The organism is Raineyella sp. W15-4, assembly GCF_033170155.1.
GTDB lineage: Bacteria > Actinomycetota > Actinomycetes > Propionibacteriales > Propionibacteriaceae > Raineyella.
The window spans coordinates 3260909-3283663 of sequence record NZ_CP137079.1; the positions used below are offsets into that span (position 1 = coordinate 3260909).

At 69.7% G+C, this 22755-nt stretch carries 16 protein-coding genes, 1 pseudogene and 2 CRISPR repeat arrays (1 of these 19 running past the window's edge); of the genes and pseudogenes, 11 read left to right on the forward strand and 6 right to left on the reverse strand.

The features are described from left to right. Window positions 1-1802: a CRISPR direct-repeat array (repeat unit 36 nt; unit sequence GACTCCCGGGCTTCGGCCCGGGACCTTCGTTGAGGC) (it extends 1413 nt beyond the left edge of the window). Window positions 1803-1903: 101 nt separating this feature from the next. Together R0145_RS15180 and R0145_RS15185 are read left to right on the forward strand one after the other, a co-directional pair. Then, window positions 1904-3060 (forward strand): annotated as a pseudogene (locus tag R0145_RS15180) (IS3 family transposase). A gap of 47 nt (window positions 3061-3107) precedes the next feature. Beyond that, a CRISPR array of direct repeats spans window positions 3108-5598; the repeat unit is 36 nt; unit sequence GACTCCCGGGCTTCGGCCCGGGACCTTCGTTGAGGC. Window positions 5599-6793: 1195 nt separating this feature from the next. Then, window positions 6794-7963 carry an ATP-binding protein gene (locus R0145_RS15185; RefSeq protein WP_317840261.1) on the forward strand — a complete coding sequence of 390 codons (1170 nt, stop codon included), beginning with the start codon at window positions 6794-6796 and terminating at the stop codon, window positions 7961-7963. 12 nt (window positions 7964-7975) lie between these two features. Here the strand turns inward: R0145_RS15185 and R0145_RS15190 are convergent, their stop codons facing one another. Beyond that, the gene (locus R0145_RS15190; RefSeq protein ID WP_317837716.1) at window positions 7976-8887 is read right to left on the reverse strand and encodes a LysR family transcriptional regulator; all 912 of its coding nucleotides are present in this window, start codon (window positions 8885-8887) and stop codon (window positions 7976-7978) included. Between the two features lie 344 nt (window positions 8888-9231). On the opposite strand from R0145_RS15190, the gene R0145_RS15195 reads away from it, so the two are divergent. The 6 genes from R0145_RS15195 (at window position 9232) to R0145_RS15220 (ending at window position 14289) form a co-directional block, all read left to right on the forward strand. Further along, on the forward strand, window positions 9232-9516 hold the full coding sequence (locus tag R0145_RS15195) for a hypothetical protein (RefSeq protein ID WP_317837717.1): 285 nt from the start codon (window positions 9232-9234) through the stop codon (window positions 9514-9516). A gap of 58 nt (window positions 9517-9574) precedes the next feature. Next, window positions 9575-10891 carry a 4-hydroxybenzoate 3-monooxygenase gene (locus R0145_RS15200; protein WP_317837718.1) on the forward strand — a complete coding sequence of 439 codons (1317 nt, stop codon included), beginning with the start codon at window positions 9575-9577 and terminating at the stop codon, window positions 10889-10891. Further along, window positions 10888-11265, forward strand: coding sequence for a hypothetical protein (locus R0145_RS15205; RefSeq protein ID WP_317837719.1), 378 nt, complete (start codon window positions 10888-10890; stop codon window positions 11263-11265). Before R0145_RS15200 ends, R0145_RS15205 begins: the two co-directional genes overlap by 4 nt. Beyond that, the gene (locus R0145_RS15210) at window positions 11265-12131 is read left to right on the forward strand and encodes a hypothetical protein (RefSeq protein ID WP_317837720.1); all 867 of its coding nucleotides are present in this window, start codon (window positions 11265-11267) and stop codon (window positions 12129-12131) included. Before R0145_RS15205 ends, R0145_RS15210 begins: the two co-directional genes overlap by 1 nt. 41 nt (window positions 12132-12172) lie before the next feature. After that, window positions 12173-13213 carry an amidohydrolase family protein gene (locus R0145_RS15215; RefSeq protein WP_317837721.1) on the forward strand — a complete coding sequence of 347 codons (1041 nt, stop codon included), beginning with the start codon at window positions 12173-12175 and terminating at the stop codon, window positions 13211-13213. A gap of 95 nt (window positions 13214-13308) precedes the next feature. After that, a complete protein-coding gene (locus R0145_RS15220; protein WP_317837722.1) occupies window positions 13309-14289 on the forward strand; it encodes a YdcF family protein in 981 nt (326 codons plus the stop codon). 18 nt (window positions 14290-14307) lie between these two features. Here the strand turns inward: R0145_RS15220 and R0145_RS15225 are convergent, their stop codons facing one another. Then, a complete protein-coding gene (locus R0145_RS15225; protein ID WP_317837724.1) occupies window positions 14308-14889 on the reverse strand; it encodes a TetR-like C-terminal domain-containing protein in 582 nt (193 codons plus the stop codon). A 74-nt stretch (window positions 14890-14963) separates the two neighbouring features. Between R0145_RS15225 and R0145_RS15230 the strand changes: the two genes are divergently transcribed. Beyond that, entirely contained in the window at window positions 14964-15677 is a 714-nt protein-coding gene (locus R0145_RS15230) for an MBL fold metallo-hydrolase (protein ID WP_317837725.1), read from the forward strand. Window positions 15678-16028: 351 nt separating this feature from the next. On the opposite strand, the gene iolB is transcribed toward R0145_RS15230, so the two are convergent. The 4 genes from iolB to iolD all read right to left on the reverse strand — a co-directional run bounded on the left by iolB (window position 16029) and on the right by iolD (window position 20810). Beyond that, on the reverse strand, window positions 16029-16925 hold the full coding sequence (gene iolB / locus R0145_RS15235) for a 5-deoxy-glucuronate isomerase (protein ID WP_317837726.1): 897 nt from the start codon (window positions 16923-16925) through the stop codon (window positions 16029-16031). 90 nt (window positions 16926-17015) lie between these two features. After that, on the reverse strand, window positions 17016-17972 hold the full coding sequence (locus R0145_RS15240; RefSeq protein ID WP_317837727.1) for a transketolase family protein: 957 nt from the start codon (window positions 17970-17972) through the stop codon (window positions 17016-17018). After that, window positions 17969-18892 carry a transketolase gene (locus R0145_RS15245; RefSeq protein WP_317837728.1) on the reverse strand — a complete coding sequence of 308 codons (924 nt, stop codon included), beginning with the start codon at window positions 18890-18892 and terminating at the stop codon, window positions 17969-17971. The genes R0145_RS15240 and R0145_RS15245 overlap by 4 nt, the downstream gene beginning before the upstream one ends. A 40-nt stretch (window positions 18893-18932) precedes the next feature. Next, window positions 18933-20810 (reverse strand): 3D-(3,5/4)-trihydroxycyclohexane-1,2-dione acylhydrolase (decyclizing), encoded by a 1878-nt coding sequence (gene iolD / locus R0145_RS15250; protein WP_317837729.1) that lies wholly within the window; start codon window positions 20808-20810, stop codon window positions 18933-18935. 318 nt (window positions 20811-21128) lie between these two features. Between iolD and R0145_RS15255 the strand changes: the two genes are divergently transcribed. Together R0145_RS15255 and R0145_RS15260 are read left to right on the forward strand one after the other, a co-directional pair. Next, window positions 21129-21935, forward strand: coding sequence for an IclR family transcriptional regulator (locus tag R0145_RS15255; RefSeq protein WP_317837730.1), 807 nt, complete (start codon window positions 21129-21131; stop codon window positions 21933-21935). After that, a complete protein-coding gene (locus R0145_RS15260) occupies window positions 21932-22666 on the forward strand; it encodes an IclR family transcriptional regulator (RefSeq protein ID WP_317837731.1) in 735 nt (244 codons plus the stop codon). The genes R0145_RS15255 and R0145_RS15260 overlap by 4 nt, the downstream gene beginning before the upstream one ends. Window positions 22667-22755: the final 89 nt, after the last annotated feature.

The following is a 22755-nucleotide window of genomic DNA, read 5'->3' on the forward strand; positions in this document are numbered from 1 at the left end:
CCAATCCCAGCGACGCGCCCAAGGACTCCCGGGCTTCGGCCCGGGACCTTCGTTGAGGCGACGTGTGGGGCAGCAGCGGCCTGATGGGCGACCCGCGACTCCCGGGCTTCGGCCCGGGACCTTCGTTGAGGCGACGTGTGGGGCAGCAGCGGCCTGATGGGCGACCCGCGACTCCCGGGCTTCGGCCCGGGACCTTCGTTGAGGCTCATGAGGCGGCGGACATGTCGGGCCACGCGTCCTCGACTCCCGGGCTTCGGCCCGGGACCTTCGTTGAGGCGCAACAGTTGCCGATTTGACGATGGGGAGCCAGTCGAGGACTCCCGGGCTTCGGCCCGGGACCTTCGTTGAGGCGGCTGAACGCCGGTCTGGAGCAGGCGCCCCAGGTGACTCCCGGGCTTCGGCCCGGGACCTTCGTTGAGGCTGATCGACCAGTTTCCACTGGATTCACACTCAGCCGGACTCCCGGGCTTCGGCCCGGGACCTTCGTTGAGGCCTGGACATGTGCACCCGAGCCGTCAAGGGGTGCCGAGGACTCCCGGGCTTCGGCCCGGGACCTTCGTTGAGGCGACGTGGACGATCTGATCGTGCGGGCCAACCGCTCGGGACTCCCGGGCTTCGGCCCGGGACCTTCGTTGAGGCGCCAAGTAGTCCTTAGCGGTGCCGACAGCGTTTGCCTTGACTCCCGGGCTTCGGCCCGGGACCTTCGTTGAGGCTCGGTCCCGTCCGGGCGGGTGCGGCGGATCTGGTCGACTCCCGGGCTTCGGCCCGGGACCTTCGTTGAGGCAGTCCCCACCTGCCCTCGTAGAGCCCTTCCTGGGGCCCGACTCCCGGGCTTCGGCCCGGGACCTTCGTTGAGGCTGCAGAGCAGATAGATGCCGCAGAAGCCAAGACAGTGACTCCCGGGCTTCGGCCCGGGACCTTCGTTGAGGCTTGTAGTACAAACTAGGACAGGAAGGTCGACGTATGGACTCCCGGGCTTCGGCCCGGGACCTTCGTTGAGGCCTTGAGTGAGTAGCTTGCACCGTGAAGCCAACCGGGACTCCCGGGCTTCGGCCCGGGACCTTCGTTGAGGCGATCTGCGTGGGGCACATCACACTCCCACCCCTTGGACTCCCGGGCTTCGGCCCGGGACCTTCGTTGAGGCGGCGGCACCGGTTCATGGGGCGCGCTATTCGCGTCGGAAGACTCCCGGGCTTCGGCCCGGGACCTTCGTTGAGGCAGAGACTGACTGGGGGATCGGCGGGGGTCGCCCACAGGGACTCCCGGGCTTCGGCCCGGGACCTTCGTTGAGGCCCGCAGTTATGGTCGTCGACCCATTGGTCTGGGGTGACTCCCGGGCTTCGGCCCGGGACCTTCGTTGAGGCTCGACCCGTAATGCCCGTCGACATCGGCCTGGCGAAGACTCCCGGGCTTCGGCCCGGGACCTTCGTTGAGGCGAGATTGCGGTGGCAACGTGGGGTGCCGCGACGACGGACTCCCGGGCTTCGGCCCGGGACCTTCGTTGAGGCTCTGGAGAAGCCAGTCACCCAAAGGACGGAGTCCGGGACTCCCGGGCTTCGGCCCGGGACCTTCGTTGAGGCGCGGTGGCTGAGTGGGCAGCGGCTCACGGTGAGACGGACTCCCGGGCTTCGGCCCGGGACCTTCGTTGAGGCCTGACCCGGCCCGGGGTACTGGCCTACGTGTTGAGCCTCGACTCCCGGGCTTCGGCCCGGGACCTTCGTTGAGGCCTGACCCGGCCCGGGGTACTGGCCTACGTGTTGAGCCTCGACTCCCGGGCTTCGGCCCGGGACCTTCGTTGAGGCCTGACCCGGCCCGGGGTACTGGCCTACGTGTTGGGGACTGCTGCAGGTTTGGTTGACTCCTGAAATGAGCCGGTGGGAGCTGGCTCTGGAAGGATCACCCCATGCCGAGGAAGTACCCCGACGAGTTCCGTCGTGACGTCGTCCGTGCCGCGCGGGCCTCTGATGCCCCAGTCGAGGAGATCGCCCGCGATTTCGGTGTCTCGAAGTCCGCGTTACAGCGCTGGCTGGCCCAGGCCGACATCGACGACGGCCACCGCGAAGGCGTGACCTCCAGCCAGGACGCGGAGCTGAAGGCGCTACGCAGAAGGACCCGGGAGTTGGAGCAGGAGAACGAGGTCCTGCGCCGCGCCGCGGCCTACTTCGCCAAGGAGCTGCCCCCAAAAGATCCACCCGCTGATCGGCGACCTGGCAGCCGACGAGATCCCCGTCACCGTGTCCTGCCGGGTCCTGGGGTTCTCCAAGCAGGCGTACTACGCCTGGCGGGCGAACCCTGTCAGTCAGCGGGAATGGGACGAGGCGCACCTGATCAACGCCGCCCTCAAGGTCCACCATGACGATCCGGAGTTCGGCTACCGGCTGATCACCGACCAACTCACCGAGAAGGGCCTGACGGCCTCGGAGCGGCCGGGTGTGGCGGTTGTGCTCGAGTCAGCGGATCTGGTCGGTGTTCGGCAAGGCCCCCTACCGGGGACGCCGTCCCGGTCCGCCGGCGCACGACGACCTCGTGCAGCGACAGTTCAGCGCCGAGCAGGCGAACCGGTTGTGGCTGGTCGACATCACCGAACACCACACGAATGAGGGCAAGCTCTACCTGTGCGCCGTCAAGGACGTCTGGTCCAACCGGATCGTCGGCTACTCCATCGACTCACGCATGAAGGCATCACTCGCCGTCACTGCGCTGCGCAACGCCGTCCAGCGCCGCCGCCCGCCGGCCGGCTGCGTCGTCCACAGCGACAGGGGCAGCCCGTTCGGTTCCAAGGCCTACCGCCGCGAACTGGAGCTCTTCGGGCTGGCCGGCTCGATGGGCCAGGTCGGCTCGAGTGCCGACAATGCCGCGATGGAATCCTTCTTCGCGCTGCTCCAGCGCAACGTGTTGGACCGACGACGCTGGGCCACCCGCGACCAGCTCCGCCTGGCGATCGTGACCTGGATCGAACGCACCTATCACCGCCGCCGCAGGCAACGCCGCCTCGGACGCCTGACCCCCATCGAGTACGAGACCCTCAACACCAACCCTCAGATCGCACTCGCGGCCTGAGACCCACAACACGAGTCAACCAAAATGTGAGCAGTCCCTTGAGCCTCGACTCCCGGGCTTCGGCCCGGGACCTTCGTTGAGGCCTGACCCGGCCCGGGGTACTGGCCTACGTGTTGAGCCTCGACTCCCGGGCTTCGGCCCGGGACCTTCGTTGAGGCGCGCAGACGGCACGGCCTGCATCGGCTGCAGCTGGCAGACTCCCGGGCTTCGGCCCGGGACCTTCGTTGAGGCCTGTGGACGTTTCGCGGAACTGTCGGCGGAGAACCAGCACGACTCCCGGGCTTCGGCCCGGGACCTTCGTTGAGGCGCGGCGCCCGCGCAGCCTGACGAACAAGCCACCGACGACTCCCGGGCTTCGGCCCGGGACCTTCGTTGAGGCACGAGGCCCGGTCATCCGCGCCCCAAGGCGGGGACGGACTCCCGGGCTTCGGCCCGGGACCTTCGTTGAGGCAACGCATGATTGCTCAGGGTTATGAGGTGCTCCAATCGACTCCCGGGCTTCGGCCCGGGACCTTCGTTGAGGCCATGTGAGGACCGGAGTCCCCGGGGGGCATTAGCGGGACTCCCGGGCTTCGGCCCGGGACCTTCGTTGAGGCGGATACCTAGGGATGGTATCGGGTGCTGCCCCCGATGACTCCCGGGCTTCGGCCCGGGACCTTCGTTGAGGCCCAGATCATGCCGGGATCACCACGCCCACCCCTCGCGACTCCCGGGCTTCGGCCCGGGACCTTCGTTGAGGCCGAGCACCTTCTCGCCGCTCTCCGGGTGGTAGTGCGACTCCCGGGCTTCGGCCCGGGACCTTCGTTGAGGCTGGAGAGGATTACCTCAGTAAATTCACACGTCCGGAAGACTCCCGGGCTTCGGCCCGGGACCTTCGTTGAGGCGTCGCCGTCGCCGCCGGTGCCCATGCCGGCCCAGGCGGACTCCCGGGCTTCGGCCCGGGACCTTCGTTGAGGCTCGATGTACAGCCTTGGCTCCGAAGATCCACCGGCAGACTCCCGGGCTTCGGCCCGGGACCTTCGTTGAGGCCCCTCACCGGGGGTATCGACAGGTCCGCGGCGGCCTAGGACTCCCGGGCTTCGGCCCGGGACCTTCGTTGAGGCGGGCTGTCGTTGGGGGAATAGCGGCCGCCGGACTGGACTCCCGGGCTTCGGCCCGGGACCTTCGTTGAGGCTAGGGGCCGGCGGCCGGCCACCGTAGCTCCGTCAGGCAGACTCCCGGGCTTCGGCCCGGGACCTTCGTTGAGGCGCCACCGCCGCGGTCGGTGCGGGCGAGACGGCGGTGACTCCCGGGCTTCGGCCCGGGACCTTCGTTGAGGCTCCGGGTCGTGTCCGACGAGCTTCCACGCGACTACAGACTCCCGGGCTTCGGCCCGGGACCTTCGTTGAGGCTCCATCGTCCTCAAGGGCGCGGTCGACGCGACATCGACTCCCGGGCTTCGGCCCGGGACCTTCGTTGAGGCCGGTACCGGATCAAGGCACAGAACAGCTCCGGACGACTCCCGGGCTTCGGCCCGGGACCTTCGTTGAGGCCGGTACCGGATCAAGGCACAGAACAGCTCCGGACGACTCCCGGGCTTCGGCCCGGGACCTTCGTTGAGGCCCGCCGGGGAGATGGCGGCCGTACGCCGGCGCGCTGGACTCCCGGGCTTCGGCCCGGGACCTTCGTTGAGGCACGTCCACCTACGCGGCACGGGTGCCGTACCTCACCCGACTCCCGGGCTTCGGCCCGGGACCTTCGTTGAGGCTTGCCCCGCCCCACCATTCAGCGGCCAGCCGGACGTGGACTCCCGGGCTTCGGCCCGGGACCTTCGTTGAGGCCGTGACCTGCTGGCCAGGCTCCGGGGCGACGACCGAGACTCCCGGGCTTCGGCCCGGGACCTTCGTTGAGGCACGGATGGGCGGGTGGCCACCGAGGTGGTGGCGGACGACTCCCGGGCTTCGGCCCGGGACCTTCGTTGAGGCCACGAGCCTGGTGTGGTGTGTTGGTATGAGTGGAGACTCCCGGGCTTCGGCCCGGGACCTTCGTTGAGGCGAGCCGGCGATGATCCGCAGCTCGGGGTTGCGGGTGGACTCCCGGGCTTCGGCCCGGGACCTTCGTTGAGGCCAGACCCGTCCCTGGGACGAGGCACGGTCCGGCTCGACTCCCGGGCTTCGGCCCGGGACCTTCGTTGAGGCCCTTCACCAGGCCGGGTGGCCGCCACCGACCTGCTGGACTCCCGGGCTTCGGCCCGGGACCTTCGTTGAGGCGACATGGCCCGCACCGAGTACGAGGATCAGGTCCGCGGACTCCCGGGCTTCGGCCCGGGACCTTCGTTGAGGCGACTACGCGGTGCCGAACGGCACGGCGGTGATGGCGGACTCCCGGGCTTCGGCCCGGGACCTTCGTTGAGGCGACTACGCGGTGCCGAACGGCACGGCGGTGATGGCGGACTCCCGGGCTTCGGCCCGGGACCTTTGTTGAGGCTACAACGAGGCGATCCTCGTCTCCCCGATCGGGAAGGACTCCCGGGCTTCGGCCCGGGACCTTCGTTGAGGCTGCAACGTGATCCTCGGCGACGAAGGGACGACCGGGGGCCTCCCGGGTCGGCCCGGGATCTTCGTTGAGGGGCCGCAAACGGCGAGGGCAAGCTCGAGCGGGTCGCAGGCCCGGGGAGGTAGTGCCCCATGAGCAGGAAAGGCGCTTCGTCGCGCAGTCCCCAAAACAGGGCCCGATGGAAGGCGACACACCACGAAACGCGTTCCTCAGGCCGAAGCTGGCCGTCACGGATGGAGAAGGCGAGCACTCGCCACCGGATGTGACCTTTCACACACTCGACTGGATGGTTCGAACGCGGTCCGGGCCCTTGCTGATACGCCGGACCGAGAGACTGACCCGGGATACCTGGCGACTTACGCTCTGCTCCACGACCGCCTGGACAGAAATTGACGTCGAATCCAGGCGACCCGGCCCACCAACTGCGCGACGGGGTATCGCAGCAGGGTCGCCAGATGACCATAGACGTTTCGTCGCCTCGGTCACGACGTCAACGAGAACCCCGAGGTCATCGACGTCGTCGGGTGTCAGTTCCTGAGCCATGGCAGCCCCTCTCTACTAGCCGGGAAAGTGGCGTTCTGCCGTCCGACCGCTTCCGTGCTGTGGAATCGACACTAGGGGAAGGGAGACGCTCAGTAGGTGGACTTGGGGAGAATGTGACACATCTTATCGCCCTTCCTTGAACCTACCCAATAGAACTACCCAGTAGGAAGAAGGGGTGGTCGGATGCCGACGCACCCGACCACCAACACGTGAACGGATCGCAACCGGCCCGAGAGATCCACCCAACCTCAACGAAGGCGGCACCGTCCAACTGAGCGGGCTGACCACGGTGCACCGCACGTACTGAGCCTACGCTGACGAGCGCCCGTCTCGCCGACCTCTCGACACTTCTCCCAGGCCAAGCTGGCGATCAGGCCAAGCTGGCGATCCGCAAGATCGTCCAGTCCCTCCAGCCGCCCAAGTCCGCCACCATCCATGGGGATCCCGAGGGATGGCGCCAAGTAGAAGGCCCTCGGCCCGCCAGCGCGAACACACCTGCCAAAACAGCATCAGAGTACCTGCTAAATTGACATTAGAAGATCTGCCAAAACGACATCAGGGAGCGGAGGTGCTCGTGACTAGCAGAAACGGCGATTACATCCCACGGCTCGTGGACCGAGCCCTGGATGCCCTCCTGCGGGAACTGCCTGCGATCATGCTGACCGGGCCCCGCGGCTGCGGGAAGACGACCACCGCACTACGGCGATCCGGATCAGCCCTCCGACTGGACCGTCCCGAGCAAGCGGCGGCATTTCGCGCGGCCCCCGATGCCGTCCTCGCCACCCAGACACCCCCCGTACTCATCGATGAGTGGCAGAACGTCCCAGAGTCCCTCGGCGCAGTGAAGCGCGCCGTGGATACCGGCGCCGGCCCTGCGAGCTACCTCGTCACCGGGAGCGTCCGCTCACTACTGTCCACGGAGGGATGGCCCGCGACCGGCCGCATCGTCCCTGTCTCGATGTACGGATTCACCCAGGGCGAGCTGGAGCAGTCAGCTGCCGCGGATTCGCCGTTGACCAGGCTCTTCACCGCGACCGACCCCGAGACGGGAACACTGGCAGGTGCCCCCGATCTGGTCGACTACGTGGACATGGCTGTCCGCGGCGGTTTCCCTGCTGCCGTCGGCCTGAGTGACTTCGCCCGGTCCACCTGGTACGAGGGATACGTCGAGCAACTCGTCCACCATGACGTGAGTGAACTGGACACCGTACGATCCCCCGTCGCCCTGACGGAGTTGGTGCGCGCCGTGGCGCTGAACACGGCGGGCATGCCGTCCCTCAGTGCTCTCACCGAGGTCGCCCACATCGACCACCGCACGACCAAGTCCTATCTCGACCTTCTGGAGAGTCTGCGGATCATCGAGCGGCTCCCGGCCTGGGGCACCAATCGACTCACCCGGATGGTCAAGTCACCGAAATACCAGATTGTCGACACCGGGATGGCCATGCATCTGGCCGGCGATGACCGCGCAGGTCTCCTGGCGAACGGGGATCGGCTGGGACGGATCATCGACACCTTCGTCACAGCCCAGCTGCGGCCCCTGCTGAGACTCAGCGCTCCTGCGATCAGCGCCTTCCACCTGCGCGATCAGAACGGCGACCGCGAGGTCGACCTCGTCCTGGAATCGGCCTCCGGACAGATCGTGGGCCTGGAGATCAAGGCCGCGAGCACCGTCGGCCCGCGCGACGCCCGGCACCTGGCCTGGCTCCGCGACCAGCTCGGTGCCACGTTCGTCCGTGGGATCGTCCTCCACACCGGCACGATGACATTTCCGCTGGGACCTCGGCTATGGGCGATGCCGATCGCAGCGCTGTGGCGCGGCTAGAAACCTGGCCTCTCACCCCAGCGGCGCATACCGCGGCAACGATGTCCGCAGCGCCTCCACCGCAGCCTCCCGCAGCCAGGCCTGCCCACGCGACAGGGTGGACTCCATCCGGGTGTAGGCGGCGGTCGGCGGGCTCGGCACCTTCCACGGCAGGGCATGGATCGCCAGATCGTGGCGGCGTTTGAAGTTCTCCGCGAAGTACCGCGGCAGCAGCCCGACCAGGTCGGTGCTCTCCAACGCGTGCGGCACCGCCGCGTAGCCGTCGACGACCAGGAACACCCTGTCGGCCAGGCCGTGCTCGTGCAGCGCCTCGCGCAGGAAGACGTGCCCGCCCCGGCCGGCGACCTCGACGAACCGGCGCGACCGCAGCCCCTCCTCCCCCGGCACCAGCGGGTGCTGCGCGCCGGTCACGGCGACATACTCGACGTCGTAGAAGGGCTCCCGCCACAGCCGTTCGGTCCGCAGCACCGTCATCGTGATCGCCAGGTCCACCACGCCGCGGACCAGCCCCTCCTCCACCGACCCGACGTCCAGCGGGGTGACCCGCAGTCGTACGCCGGGCGCCTGCCGTTCCACCGCCTCGACGATGGTGGGCAGCCAGGAGATCTCGCCCATCGAGGACAGCGCCAGGACGAACTCCCCGCGCAGTGCCGCCGGATCGAACGAGCCGGCCGCCTGGGAGGTGACCCGGTCGATCCGGGACAGCGGCTCGCGCAGCGCGTCGTAGAGCAGCGCCGCCCGGCTGGTCGGCACCAGCGTGTTGCCGGCCCGCCGGAACAGCTCGTCACCGAACCGGCGCCGCAGCCGCCCGAGGGTGTAACTGACCGTCGGCTGCGACACGTGCAGCCGCTCCGCCGACGCGGTGACGCTGCGCGTCTCGTAGAGCATCAGCAGCGTACGCAACGAGTTGAGGTCCTCCGCCACGCATAGAGCATATCTATATCCCTCTGGATCAACATCTATTCGCTTTTGGTGACGTACGTCACTTAGCCTCGTCACAGTCCAGACGGAATCCCACCGTCCCGGACCGCCCGTCCCGCATGGGAACCCTCAACGACGAGGAGCAACACACATGACCCCTCTCACCCCGGCGACGGCCGTCGCCGACCGCCCGCAGACCCGGGCTTCCGCCGGCCAGGTGCTCACCGCCGCCCTGTGCTGGACCAGCGTCATCCTCGAGGGCTTCGACCTCGTCACCCTGGGCGCCGTCATCCCGATCCTGCTGACCACCCACCACCTCGGCTTCACCGCCGGGCTCCACGACCCTGTTGGCCACCCTCGCGCTGGTCGGCGTGGGCATCGGCGCCAGCCTGATCGGCCCGCTGGTCACCGGGACGCTGGTCGCGAACGGGCTGGGTCACCCGTGGGGCTTCTACTTCTTCGCAGTCGTCGCCGTCCTCGGCCTGCTGGCGCTGCTGGTGGTGCCGGCGGATCCGCCCGCACCGCACGGCACCACCGCTGACGCCGCCCGCCGGGCAGGCACGCCCGGCCCGATCCGGGCGGCCGATCCCACCGATCTGTCGGCCCCCGACGGCCGGCACGCCGCGCTCTGACCGCCGACCCGGCTCGGCCTGACTAGCATCCCAAACAGCACCACACCCAGGACAGGACATGGATCCCCAGATCATCACCACCACGGTCGGCATCGTCGGCGGCGGCCCCGCCGGCCTGATGCTCTCCCACCTCCTCGCCCGCGAGGGCGTCGACAACGTCGTCCTCGACACCCGCAGCCACGACACCATCGCCACCACCCAGCGGGCCGGCATCCTCGAAGCCGGCAGCGTCCGGATGCTCACCGAGACCGGCGCGATCAGCCGGATCCCCACCGAGGGCTACGAGCACTCCGGGATCTACCTGCGCTTCAACGGCGTGAACCACCACCTCGACTTCAAGAAGCTGGTCGGCCAGACGGTCTGGCTCTACCCGCAGAACGACGCCTTCGTCGACCTCGCCGCCACCCGGGCGCGGGACGGCGGTGACGTACGCTTCGGGGTGTCGGACACCCTCATACAGGGCATCGAGACCGACCGGCCGACGATCGACTTCACCGACGCCGACGGGGTGCACCGGCGGATCTCGTGCCGCATCGTCGTCGGGGCCGACGGGTCGCGGTCGAAGTGCCGCGACCTCGTGCCCGGGCGGGTGAAGCACACCATGAGGTATCCGTTCGCCTGGTTCGGCATCCTCGCCCGCACCCCGTTCCAGGCCGACGAGCTGATCTACTGCCACGGCGAGACCGGCTTCGCGCTGATCAGCCAGCGCACCCCCGAGATCCAGCGACTGTACTTCCAGTGCGACCCGGCCACCGTCGCCGACGACTGGACCGACGAGCAGATCTGGGACCGGTTCGACGAGATCCTCGCCGGCCCGGACGGCTTCCGGCTGCAGCGCGGGGAGATCATCGAGAAGACCGTGCTGCAGTTCCGGTCCTTCGTCCAGGAGCCGATGCAGCACGCCAACCTGTTCCTCGCCGGCGACGCCGCGCACACCGTCCCGCCGACCGGCGCCAAGGGACTCAACCTCGCCTTCGCCGACGTCGCGCTGCTGGCACCCGCGCTGGTCCGCTGGGCACACACCGGCGACCGCTCCGAACTCGACACGTACGGTGACCGGGCCGCCAAGCGGATCTGGAAGTCGCAGAACTTCAGCTACTGGATGACCCAGATGCTGCACACCCACACCGACGCCAACAGCTTCACCGAGCGCCGCCAGCTCGGCGAACTGATGTCGGTCACCTCCTCGACCGACTCGATGAAGTACCTCGCCGAGTGCTACACCGGCTGGCCGTACGATCTGCTGACGCCCGAGGAGTCCGGCGCTCCCACCGGGGAGGCGACCTCGGCCGTTCCGACCTCCGGCGAGGCCGAGGTGGCCGGGCGGTCCGAGGCAGTCGCGGCACCCACCGCCGTCGCGGAGGCGGTCCGATGAGCCGCTACCAGCTGCAGCAGTGCCTGTTCGACCATCTGCGCCGGCTCGAGGAGCCGGACACCACCGCGCGCGCGGACCGGGTGCTCGTCGACGGCTACGACCTGACCGAGGCCGAGCGTACGGCCCTCACCACCGGCGACGTGGCCGCCTTCCACACCCAGGGCGTCCATCCGGTGCTGATCAACGCGTTCTGCCGGGCCAACGGCTGGAAACGCGCCGACTACCGGCAGCTCTTCCCCGCCGGAGCCGACGTCGTCGTGGGCCGGCCGCGGTGGCGTGGCTTCGGATCCCGGGCGGACGGCCGGCTGGGGCCCGACGGCCGGGTTCACCTCGAACCGGGCCGGACCACCGGCCTCGACCTCCAGGAGGCATGATGGCCGAGATCGTGTTGGGTTACTCTGCGTCGCACGCGCCGATGATGTCGGCGAATCCCGAGTCGGCGCCGCCGGCGATGCGGGAGCGGTTCTTCGCGGCACTGGACCAGGTCCGCGACCGGGTCGAGGCCTCCGGTGCACAGGCGGTGGTGCTGCTGTCGGGAGAGCATTTCACCAACTTCTTCCTCGACAACCTGCCCCAGCTCTGTGTCGGGGTCGGCAAGAGCCATCTCGGCCCGGTGGAGAAGTGGCTGGGCATCCCCCGGACCCTCGTCCCCGGCCACCCAGGACTGGCCGAGGCGATCCTGTCCGGGACGATGACCCGCGGCTTCCAGCCGTCGGTGTCGAGCCGGCTCACCGTGGACCACGGCTTCATGACCGTCTACCACGCGCTGTCGCCGAGCGCGGACCTGCCGCTGGTCCCGGTGGTGATGAACTGCACCACCCCGCCGCTGATCACGCTACGGCAGGCGTACGAGTTCGGCACCGCGGTCGGCGCGGCGATCCGGGCGTACGACGGCCTGGACCGGGTCGCCGTGGTGGGCGCCGGCGGCCTGTCGCACTTCGTCGGTGAGCCGCGCGTCGGCGACATCGACGAGGACTTCGACCTGTGGTTCCTGCACCAGCTGGAGCTCGGCTGCCCGCCGGACCTGCTCGACCTGGGCAACGACGAGCTGGCCCTGGCCGGCAACGGAACAGGCGAGGTCCGCGCCTGGGTGGCCTGCGCCGGAGCACTGCCGGGGGCCCGCACGACCGCGCTGGACTACGAACCGATCGGCGAGTGGATCAACGGCATGGGCGTCGTCCTGCACGAGCCGGCGGACCGACAGGCCCCGCAGCGACCCGACAGCATCTTCGTCCGCTGAGACCCCGCCCCGACCCGCCACCGGCACCGTGAGGAGCCCCCATGACCGACCCCGTGAACCCCGCACCCGTGATCGACGTCCACGCCCACGCGATGCCGCTGCCGGTGCTGCACTGGCTGGCCGAGGAGGGACTGTGCGACCTGTCGCGCCTCGACGACGGCATCGTCGTCCTCGACCCGCGGATCTCCGGGGTCGGTCCGGGCGCTCCCCTGCCGGTCGCCCGGTCGATGCACGACCCGGCCGAGCGGCTCCGGGAGATGGACGCCACCGGGATCGACGTCGAACTGGTCTCCCTGCCACCGTTCCTGTTCGCCACCACCTGCCAGGACGGGGACCTGGTGGCGGAGGTGATCCGCCGCGGCAACGACGCACTGGTGGACTACTGCGCCACGGCGCCGGGCCGGCTGCTGCCACTCGGCACGGTGCCGCTGGGCTGGCCGACCGCGGATGCCGAGGCGCGCCGCTGCCTGGACATCCTCGGCTGCGCCGGGATCGCCCTCGGCTCGCAGGGCGGCAGCCAGGACCTGGACCACGCCGTGAACACCCCGCTGTGGGAACTGCTCAGCGCGAGCGGAACGTTCGTCTTCCTGCACCCCTCCGGGGTGCCCGACCCGGCCCGGCTGGGCGACTTCTGGTTCCCCCAACTCGTCGGCTACCCGATGGAGACGGCGATCGCCGCGGCCCGGCTGGCGTTCGGCGGCGTGCTGGAACGTACGCCACTGACGCTGTGCCTGGCGCACGGCGGTGGTTGTCTCGGCGACCTGCGCGGCCGGCTGGACATGGGCTGGGACCGCAAGCCGGTCGCGCACACCACCTCGGTGCCGCCGTCACAGCTGTTCGACCGGCTGTTCTACGACACCGCGGTGTTCAGTCCCGCGGCGCTGCGCCACCTCGTCGACACCGTCGGCGCCGGCCAGGTCCTGCTCGGCACCGACCACCCGTTCGACCTGGCCGAGAAGGATCCGGTCGGTTTCGTCGGCTCGGCCGGGCTGGGACCGGCGGCGGTCACCTCGATCCTCGGTGCAACGGCAGCTGACCTGCTGGGCGACGCACTCCGACGAACGGTAGCCACCACGCGCTGATCGACAGGCGGATCGAGGGTCGGTGGCGGGTGCCAGCAGCGGACCACCGGACGCCTTCGAAGAGCCCTCGGAATCAGTCATCTAGGCTCGGCGACATGTGGATCGCGACGGCAGTCCTGTTCCTCCTCACCGTAGCCAGCCTGCGGCGGGATCCGCGTACGTACCTCACCGGCCTGCTGGCCTTCGCCACCGCGGTCGCGCTGGCGGTGGCGCTGACCGGCGGGCTGATCCTGTTGGTGCTGCCGATCCTGCTGTTGCTGACCGTGATCGGGCTCGGGATCTTCCTGATCGCCAACAGTGTCACCGTCCTCCGCCGTGAAGGGGCCGGCCCGGCCCAGCTGCTGGGGCTGCTGGTCGGCCTGGTGATGGTCGGCTACCCGGTCACCTCCATCATGCTGCTGGTGACCGGCCGGACGACCGGGTTGGGGCTGCTGGTGCTGATCGGGGTGCCGCTGATGTACCTGGGCTTCGCCTTCGCCGCGTACGTCAGCTACGCCGGCGTCTACACCTGGTGGACCGGCCGCCATCTCCGGCCGGTGGAGTCGGTGATCGTGCTCGGCTCGGGGCTGACTGCCGGGAAGGTGCCGCCGCTGCTGGCCGAACGACTGGATCGGGCGATCGAGGTCTACCACCGGTCCGCAGAGGCGGGCGTGACACCGTGGCTGGTCCCCTCCGGCGGCCGGGGCGTCGACGAGCCGGTGGCGGAGGCCACCGCGATGACCGACTACCTGGTCGACCGGGGCATCCCCCGCGACCGGATCCTGGTCGAGGATCGCTCCACCTCCACCGCCGAGAACCTCAGCCACAGCAAGGAGATCCTGCTCCGCGAGCAACTCTCCGGGCCGACCGCCGTGGTGACCAGCAACTACCACGCCTTCCGGGCTGCGACCCTGATGCACGCCCAACGCCTCGACGGTTTCACCGTCGGTGCCCCGACCGCCCGGTACTACTGGCCCAGCGCGATGCTGCGGGAGTTCGCCGCGGTGATCCGCGACCACTGGCGGATCCACGCCGTCGTGCTGGGCCTGCTGACCGTCCCGTTCCTGGCCGTGCTGGTGATCCACCTGGTCGACTGAACGTGGGCGCCGGGAAGGTCAGTCACGCCGGCGCTCCCCACCGTTCGTGATCGCCTCGATCAACGCCGCGAGACCCCAGGCGTACGCCGCATCGACGTCGCCGCCGAGCCGGAACGCCCCGGACAGCTCCATCTGGATGAAACCGTTCATCCACGCCGTCAGGGTGCGGGCCGCCTCGAGCGCATGGTCCTCCCCGGCGAGCCGACCCGACATCTCCAACACCGGCCCGGCGACCCGTTCGAGGGTGCCCCGTTCGGGGCGGGCGCCGGGCGGCAGCGGGCCGAAGGTGAGCTGATAGCACTGCGGCCGCTCGTGGGCGAGGGCCCGCAGCGCGTCGGTCATCGCGACCACCGCGGCGCGCGGGTCCACCGTACGATCGGCAGCGGCCTGTAGCCGGACGCCGATCTCGTCCACGGTGTCCTCCACCACCAGGCGGATCAGGTCGTTGCGGTCACGGACCCGCTTGTAGAGGGAGGGGGCGCGGACGCCCACCCGGGTCGCGACCTCCTTCATCGTCAACGAGTCGACACCGCCGGCTTCCACGATGGCGCGGGCGGCGGCGACGATGGCTGCGGTGGTCGTCCGTTCAGGGGTCGGCATCAGGCTCTCCTCAGGGTTCTGCCCTACATCATAGCTATTGACCGTAGCCATGATGGCTAACTAAGATAGCCATCATGGAGTTGACACCAGGCCTGCACCGCATCGGCAACCGCATCGTCGCCGTCCACCTCGTCGTCACCGACGACGGCATCACCGTCATCGACGCCGGCTTCGCCGGCCACTACACCGAGTTGCGCTCCGAACTGAAGGCCGCGGGCCGCAGCCTCGACGACGTCCGCGGCATCGTGCTCACCCACGGCGACGACGATCACATCGGCTTCGCCGCGCGGCTGCACGAGGAGAGGGGCGTGCCGATCTTCGTGCACCCCGCCGACGCCGAGCGGACGATGGGCCGGGAACGGACGAATCCGCCGTGGGGCTCGATGCGCCTGGGGGCGACCGTCGGATTCCTCGCCTACGGCATCAGCGAGGGCGCGCTGCGGATCCGACGCCCCCAGGAGGTCAGCACCTTCGCCGACGGCGACACCCTGGACCTGCCCGGGTCACCGCAGATCATCGCGCTCCCCGGTCACTCGCCGGGCAGCGTCGCGATCCACGTGCCCGCGGTCGGCGCCCTCTTCGTCGGTGACGCGCTGACCACCCGCCACGTACTGACCGGGCGGACCGGCCCGCAGCCGGCGCCGTTCACCGACGATCCGGCCGCCGCCGCGCACTCCCTCGCCCGGCTCGAGGGCCTGGACGCGCCCTGGGTGCTGCCGGGTCACGGGGACCCATGGAAGGGCGGGGTGCCGGACCTGCTGGCCCGCTACCGCGCAGTGGCGGGGTAGGACGGTCGCCGGGTAGGTGCGTAATTGCGGTTGGTGAGCCCGGTGCTCCGGTGGTGGGTGAGCCGCCGTGCCGTCGACCTGACACCACCCGCCCCCGGGCGAACGGAAGGTCCGTTCTCGAGCGGAGAATTCAACCCCCCGGTGACACTTTCCGGCGGGCCCGCCGCCGGCTACCCGGACCACGTAACGCCCTCGGCCCCGGGACGAGCGTGGCTCGCCCCGGGGTCGGGCGCATCAGGTCGAGTGCGACACGTCGGATGCACCATGTCAAGCGCATCAACGTCAAGCGCATCAACCCCATCAACCCCATCACCCCGTCAACAGCCCAGCGGCTGGGTCCGTCGACCGGTGTCAGTGCGCCTCCAGCGGCAGGCGCGGGTCGGCCGGCAGACCGGCGATCGCCTCCGGCACCCACACGTGGTGGGGGTCGACGGTCACCAGCCACTCCCGGGTGCCCGGGCCGGCCATCACGTTGAGGTAGTACATGTCGTAGCCCGGGGCCGCCGCCGCGGGGCCGTGCCAACCGTGCGGGACCAGGATCAGGTCACCGGCGCGGACCTCCTCGGTGATGTCGATCGGGCGCTGCTCGTCGGTGGAGTAGACCCGGGCGTAGCCGATCGGCGCGCCGGCCCCCTCCGGTGCTCCCGGCTCGGTGCGAGTCTCGAAGTAGTAGATCTCCTCCAGCGAGTTCTCGGTGTCGGTGATCTCGTCGTGCTTGTGCGGTGGGTACGACGACCAGTTGCCGGCCGGCGTGATCACCTCGCAGACCAGGAACTTCTCGGCCTCGACCACCCCGGGCATGCCGAAGTTGCGGATCTCCCGGGTGCACATGCCGGTGCCACGTACGCTCACCGGGACATCCTCGGCGCGAACGACCTGGGACGGTGCGCCGGTGGTCGCCGGTGCGGTGGCCACCGCCACCCGGCCCTCGCCGATCGAGGTGATCTCCACTGCCACGCCGGGCGTCACGTACGCCACGTCGGTCGGCCCGGAGAACACGTCCCGCCGGCCCCGCAGACCGAACCGTTCGCCGCCGTCGATCTGCACCGCGAACGCACCGGCGAGCGGCACGATCAGCCGTTCCTCGGCCGCCGCAGGCAACGTCAGCAGCTGGCCGCCGGTGGTCTGCGCGACCTTGATGCCGGTGTGGGCCCAGCCGTCCACCGTCACCGCCGATCCCGCCGCGCCGACCGAGAGCTCCCACGGCCCCTCCGGTGCGCTGCCTCGCGGGTACACCCACTCACTCATTGCTGTCTCCTTTCCGTCCAGTCCGGCTGTCGTGTGATGGTGTGTCGGGTACTGCCGGGACGGCACAGGCGGGCCGACCCGGCAGCACGGTCAGGCGCTGGCGGCCTCAGGCACGCCATGCCTGTCGCCGAGCAGGTACCCGACCCGGTCGGCGACCCGCCGCGGGGAGAGGCCGTACTTGTCGAGCAGGAAGTCGTTGGGCGCGGACTCCGACCACCGGTCGGCCAGACCGTGCCTGATCACCCGGGGGCCACCCTGGCCGGCCATGATCTCGGCCACCAGTCCGCCGAGACCGCCGTAGACGGAGTGCTCCTCCACGGTGATCACCAGCGGCGAGCGGCCGATCGCCGCGACCAGACCGTCCTCGTCGATCGGCTTGAGCGAGGGCACGTGCACCACCGTCGCCTCGATGCCGTTCTCGGCGAGCAGGCCGGCCGCCTGGACGACCCGGGAGGTCTGCACACCGGTGGAGACCAGCGTCACGTCCCCGCCCGGCCGCAGCTCGTACACCCTTCCCGGGACGAACCGGTAGTCGGCGTCGAAGACCGGCTCCACGGCGTCGCGGGCCACCCGCAGGTAGACCGGCCCGTCGTGGTCGGCGATCCAGGGCATCATCGCGGCGATCTCGTACTCGTCAGCCGGCGCCAGCACGGTCATGTTCGGCATCGCTCGCATCGTCGCCAGGTCCTCGAGGTCCTGGTGGGTCTTGCCCGATGACCCGTTGAGCAGCCCGGCGTACGCGCCGGACAGCCGCACCGGGGCGTTGGTCTGGGAGACCATCATCCGGATCTGGTCGAGCGAACGGCTGGTCAGGAACACCCCGAACGTCGACAGCCAGGGGCGATAGCCGAGGGTGGTCAGCCCGAAGGCGACACCCACCATGTTCGCCTCGGCGATGCCGAGCTCGAGGAAAGAGCCCGGCAGCTCGTTGGCGACCTGCACGGCCTGGGTCGAGGTGGCCAGGTCGGCGTCGAGGACGAGCACCCGGTCGTCGGACCCCGCGAGCGAGAGCACTGTCTCCCCCCACACCTTGCGCTGGGCCTTCATCGCTGTGCTCCCTCCGGATCGGTGCCGAACAGTTCGCGGTGCGCCTGCTCGAGTTGCTCGGGGGTGGCGACCCCGTTGTGCCACGTGAAATGGCCCTCGGTGAACGAGATACCACGCCCCTTGGCGGTCCGCGACACGATCGCGGTGGGCTTGCCCGCGGTGCCGTGCCAGGCCCGGACCTGCTCGAAGGCAGCCAGGATCTGGTCGTAGTCGTTGCCGTTGATGGTCAGTACGTTCCAGCCGAAACCGGTCAGCACCGACTCCAGGTCGACGTGTCCCAGCGGCTCGGACCGGTCGAACCGGTCCCGCTCCTGGGCCGGCCAGCCGTACTGCTGCAGACCGTTGACGTCGAAGATCGCGGTGAGGTTGTCGACCCCGAAGCGCGGCGCGCTGAGCACCGCCTCCCAGACCTGCCCCTCCTCACTCTCCCCGTCACCGAGCATCACCCAGGTGTGGAAGTCCTTGTCCTGCTTCTTCGCCCCGATCGCGATCCCCAGACCGGCCGACAGGCCCTGGCCCAACGATCCGGTCGACACGTCGACCCCGGGGGTCAGCTTCATGTCGGGATGGCCCTGGAGGCGGGAGTCGCCGTGGTCGAACGTCGCCAGCTCCGCCACCGGGAAGTAGCCGCGCAGCGCGAGCGTCGAGTAGAGCCCGATCGCGCAGTGCCCCTTCGACAGGATGAACCGGTCACGTTCCGGATCGCGCGGCTGGGCCGGGTCGATGTCGAGTTCGTGGAAGTAGAGCGCGACGAGCATGTCGGTCGCCGACAGCGGCCCCCCGATGTGGCCCGCCTTGCTCGCCGCCACCGTCGAGACGATCAGCCACCGGACCTGGCGCGCGATCTTCTCCAGCGCCATCGGCTCGAGATCGCCGCGACCGCCCCCCAGCGACGTCCCGCTCTGCTGTGTGGTCGTCATGATGTGCACAAACCTCTCTGGTTCCTCGGCTCGTCGTCACTCAGACGTAGAGCCGCTGGGTCGCGCGATGGTCGTCGTATACGCCGCGCGCCTCATTGCTGGAGTCGATCTCCGCCACCTGCGGGACCGGCACCTCCCACCAGGCGCCCGAGCCGCCGAAGCGTCCCTGGGCGTCCACGACGGTGTAGATCACCGCGGTCTCCTCCCCGGCGACGGCCGCGGCGAGGGCGTCGCGCAGCTCGTCGGCAGTGGTGGCGGTGTAGACCGTGGCGCCGTAGCTGGCCGCGTTCTGGGCGAAGTCGATGTCCAGGGTGCGGTCGGAGAACTGGCCGGTGGCCTGGTCCCGGTAGAGGAAGCGGCAGCCGAAGCCCTGCGAGCCGACGGTCTTGGAGAGTGCCTCGATGGAGCCGTAGCCCTTGTTGTCCACCAGGATGACGATCTGCTTGAGGCCCTCCTGGACCGAGGTGAGCAGCTCAGCGGACAGCATCAGGTAGGTGCCGTCGCCGATGAAGGTGAACACCTCCCGGTCGCGGTCGGCGAGCTTGGCGCCGACGCCCGCAGCGATCTCGTAGCCCATGCAGGAGTAGCCGTACTCGATGCCGTAGCCGAGCGGGCCGCCGGGCCGCCAGACCCGGTGCAGGTCACCGGGCATCGAGCCGGCGGCGTTGATCACCACGTCATCGGCCTTGGTGAAGGTGTTCACGATGCCGATGGCGACCGCCTGCGGGAGGGTCTCGGCGGCGGGGTCGGGAGCGACGATCCGGTCGACCTCGTGGCGCCACTCGTCGGCCAGCTCGATCGCCTGGCGACGGTGATCCTCGGGCACCCGCCACTCGCCGAGCAGTTCGCCGAGCTCGCGCAGCGACTCGCGGGCATCGCCGATGACGGCCAACGCCCCCTCCTTGTACGCGTCGAACTCCTGGACGTTGAGGTTCAGGAAACGTACGTCGGGGTCCTGGAACAGCGTGTTCGAGGCCGAGGTGAAGTCGGTGTAGCGAGTGCCGATGCCGATGATCAGGTCGGCCTGAGCCGCCAACTGATTGGCGTACTTGGAGCCGCTGGCGCCCAGCGCACCGACGTTGAGCGGGTGGTCCCAGCGCAGCGAGGCCTTGCCCGCCTGGGTCACCCCCACCGGGATGCCGGTGGCCTCGACGAAGGACTCCAACGCCTCGGTGGCCTCGGAATAGATCACCCCGCCGCCGGCGATGATCAGCGGCCGCCTCGCCTGACGGACAGCGTCGGCGGCGCGGTGCAGGGCCGCCAGATCGGCCCGCGCCCGCGGGACGTACCAGACGCGCTCGCGGAAGAACTCGACCGGGAAGTCGTACGCCTCGGCCTGGACGTCCTGGGGCACCGCCACGGTCGCCGCGCCGGTGTCGGCGGGGCTGGTCAGCACCCGCATCGCCCCGAGCAGTGCCTCGGAGAGCTGCTCCGGCCGTGACACCCGGTCCCAGAACCGGGAGACCGCCCGGAAGGCGTCATTGGTCGAGTTGGCCGGGGAGGTGGGGTCCTCGATCTGCTGCAGCACGTAGCCGGTGCGGCGGGTGGCGAAGTAGTCGGAAGGCAGCAGGAGCACGGGCAGCCGGTTGGAGGTCGCCGTGCCGGCTCCGGTGATCATGTTGGCCGCGCCCGGCCCGATCGAGGTGGTCACCGCCAGGGCGCCGAGCCGGTTCTTCGCCTTGGCGTAGCCGATCGCGGCGTGCACCAGGCCCTGCTCATTGCGTCCCTGGTGATACGGGAACTCCTCCCGATACTGCAGGAGAGCCTGCCCGATGCCGGCCACATTGCCGTGACCGAAGATGCCAAAGGCGCCGCCGAAGAACGGCGCCGTGATGCCATCGCGCTCCACCCGCTGCTGGGCGAGGAAGCGCACGATTGCTTGCCCGACTGTCAAGCGAACGGTGTGCTGAGTGGTCATCGGGATTCCTCTCGTCATTGAGTATCCGACCGGTACGTGGATCGCGGCCTCCATGGCCTCGCGTCATCCGGTGATACGGGCCGGATCGGGATCAGGGTTCATGCTGCCGCGGTGACTTCAATTTATCACTGGCCGGACTAACCGTCAACGAGATGAGATTATTGACGTGCGGCTGAGGTTGAGTCGACTCCAGGTCGACAGGCTGAGACGATCCACGGCCACGAAATCCCTCGCGGGGGCGCGGTCACAGCACGGCCATCACGCATCATCCGCTATCCTTGTCCACTGGACGAGAAGATCCGAGAGAGGGGGTGGGTGATGAGTGAGAACGTACGCGGCCTGGAGCTGCTCTCCAAGGCCGACGGCGTGCTCCGCGCCCTGGAGCACGGCGGCAACCTGAGCGTGTCCGAGCTGGCCGCTCTCACCGGTGAGCCGTTGAGCAGCATGTACCGGTTGCTCTCCCACCTCGTCTCGGTCGGCTGGGTGGACAAGGGCGCCGCCCGGGCCACCTACCGGTTGGGCCTGTACACGCTGGAGGTCGGTGGGGTCTGCGACGACCGCCTCGACCTGCTGGCTGCGGCCCGCCCCGAGCTCAGCCGGCTGCGGGACGCCTCGGGGGGGACGGCCTTCCTGCACGTCCCGCACGGCACGGAGGCGGTGTGTGTCGACCGGTTGGCGGGCCGCGGGGTCCGCTCCCTGAAGCAGACCCTGGGCGGGTCGCTGCCGCTCTACGCCGGCGCCGGACCGCGGGCGCTGCTGGCGCAGTTGCCGCCGGGGGAGGCCGCTCTGGTGCTGGACGCGTTCGAGCAGCAGGCCCGGACGGACCCGGAGGTGCCGCCACGGTCCCAGTTGGAGCACGAGCGTCGTCGCGACGCGGCCCGCGGCTATGCGGTCTCGGACGGGGACGTCACGCCGGGGGTGGCGGCAATGGGCGCACCGATCTTCAACCACCGCGGCGAGTTGGTCGCCTCGATCTCGGTCAGTGGCCTGCGGCCGCTGGTGCTGGGGAAGGAGGCCGAGATGAGTCGGCTGGTGATCGCGGCCGCCGAGCGGGTCAGCGCCGGGCTGGGGTTCCGGGCGCCGGAAGCGCCGGGGGCCGAGGAAGCGTCGGAGGCGTCCCGATGAACGGCACCACCTCACCCCTGCTCCGCAACGCCCGCGACCTGATCGATGCCCTCAAGGAGACCGAGGCGATGTCTCCGGCCCAGCTCGCTGATGCCATCGACGTCCCACGGTCGACGGTCTATCGGCTCGTCGAGGGGCTGGCCGCGATCGATCTGGTGCTGACCGCCCCGGACGGCCGGGTGATGCTGTCACAGCGCTGGCTGGCGCTGGCCGACGCGGCCCAGGAGGCCCAGACCGAGTGGCGTACGGTCCGCTCGGCGATGCGGGAGGTCACCGAACGCACCGGCTGCACCACCTACCTCAGCGTTCCGGTCGGCGACCGCGGCATGTGCATCGACTGGGTGCAGGGCCGCGCGGTCGAGGTGCTGATCCTCAAGCCGGGACGTTCGCTGCCGCTGTACGCCGGCGCGGCCGGGCGGGGGATCCTGGCCGGTCTGCCCGCCGAGGACCGCGAGGCCTACCTCGCCGGCGCCCCCTTCCCGGTGCTCACCCCGCACACCCTGGTCACCGCAGAGCAGCTGCGCGCCGACATCGAGCTCACCCACCGCCGCGGCTACACGTTGTCCCATGAGGACGTGACGCCCGGGATCGGCGCCATCGGCGTGCCGGTGCGCGACGAGCAGGGCCGCCGCAGCGGCATCCTCTCACTGGGTGCCTTCGTCGACGAGCTGGACCGGCGCGAGGAGGAGTTCTACGAGGAGCTGTCCCGGGCGGCGAACAGCTTGCGGTGAGGCCCAACGTCGGGGAACGGGAACACGTCGGGGAACGGGAAGGCCACGCCGAGCGGCCGCGAGACGTACGACCCAGCCGTTAGGCTGCT

Bases quoted from the DNA above. Each gene is read 5' to 3' on its own strand.
- iolD (WP_317837729.1), bottom strand. From the start codon at position 20,810: ATGACCACTCAGCACACCGTTCGCTTGACAGTCGGGCAAGCAATCGTG.
- R0145_RS15240 (WP_317837727.1), bottom strand. From the start codon at position 17,972: ATGAAGGCCCAGCGCAAGGTGTGGGGGGAGACAGTGCTCTCGCTCGCG.
- R0145_RS15225 (WP_317837724.1), bottom strand. From the start codon at position 14,889: ATGCCGACCCCTGAACGGACGACCACCGCAGCCATCGTCGCCGCCGCC.
- R0145_RS15260 (WP_317837731.1), top strand. From the start codon at position 21,932: ATGAACGGCACCACCTCACCCCTGCTCCGCAACGCCCGCGACCTGATC.
- R0145_RS15185 (WP_317840261.1), top strand. From the start codon at position 6,794: ATGCTGACCGGGCCCCGCGGCTGCGGGAAGACGACCACCGCACTACGG.
- iolB (WP_317837726.1), bottom strand. From the start codon at position 16,925: ATGAGTGAGTGGGTGTACCCGCGAGGCAGCGCACCGGAGGGGCCGTGG.
- R0145_RS15210 (WP_317837720.1), top strand. From the start codon at position 11,265: ATGGCCGAGATCGTGTTGGGTTACTCTGCGTCGCACGCGCCGATGATG.
- R0145_RS15220 (WP_317837722.1), top strand. From the start codon at position 13,309: ATGTGGATCGCGACGGCAGTCCTGTTCCTCCTCACCGTAGCCAGCCTG.
- R0145_RS15215 (WP_317837721.1), top strand. From the start codon at position 12,173: ATGACCGACCCCGTGAACCCCGCACCCGTGATCGACGTCCACGCCCAC.
- R0145_RS15245 (WP_317837728.1), bottom strand. From the start codon at position 18,892: ATGACGACCACACAGCAGAGCGGGACGTCGCTGGGGGGCGGTCGCGGC.
- R0145_RS15230 (WP_317837725.1), top strand. From the start codon at position 14,964: ATGGAGTTGACACCAGGCCTGCACCGCATCGGCAACCGCATCGTCGCC.
- R0145_RS15205 (WP_317837719.1), top strand. From the start codon at position 10,888: ATGAGCCGCTACCAGCTGCAGCAGTGCCTGTTCGACCATCTGCGCCGG.
- R0145_RS15200 (WP_317837718.1), top strand. From the start codon at position 9,575: ATGGATCCCCAGATCATCACCACCACGGTCGGCATCGTCGGCGGCGGC.
- R0145_RS15255 (WP_317837730.1), top strand. From the start codon at position 21,129: ATGAGTGAGAACGTACGCGGCCTGGAGCTGCTCTCCAAGGCCGACGGC.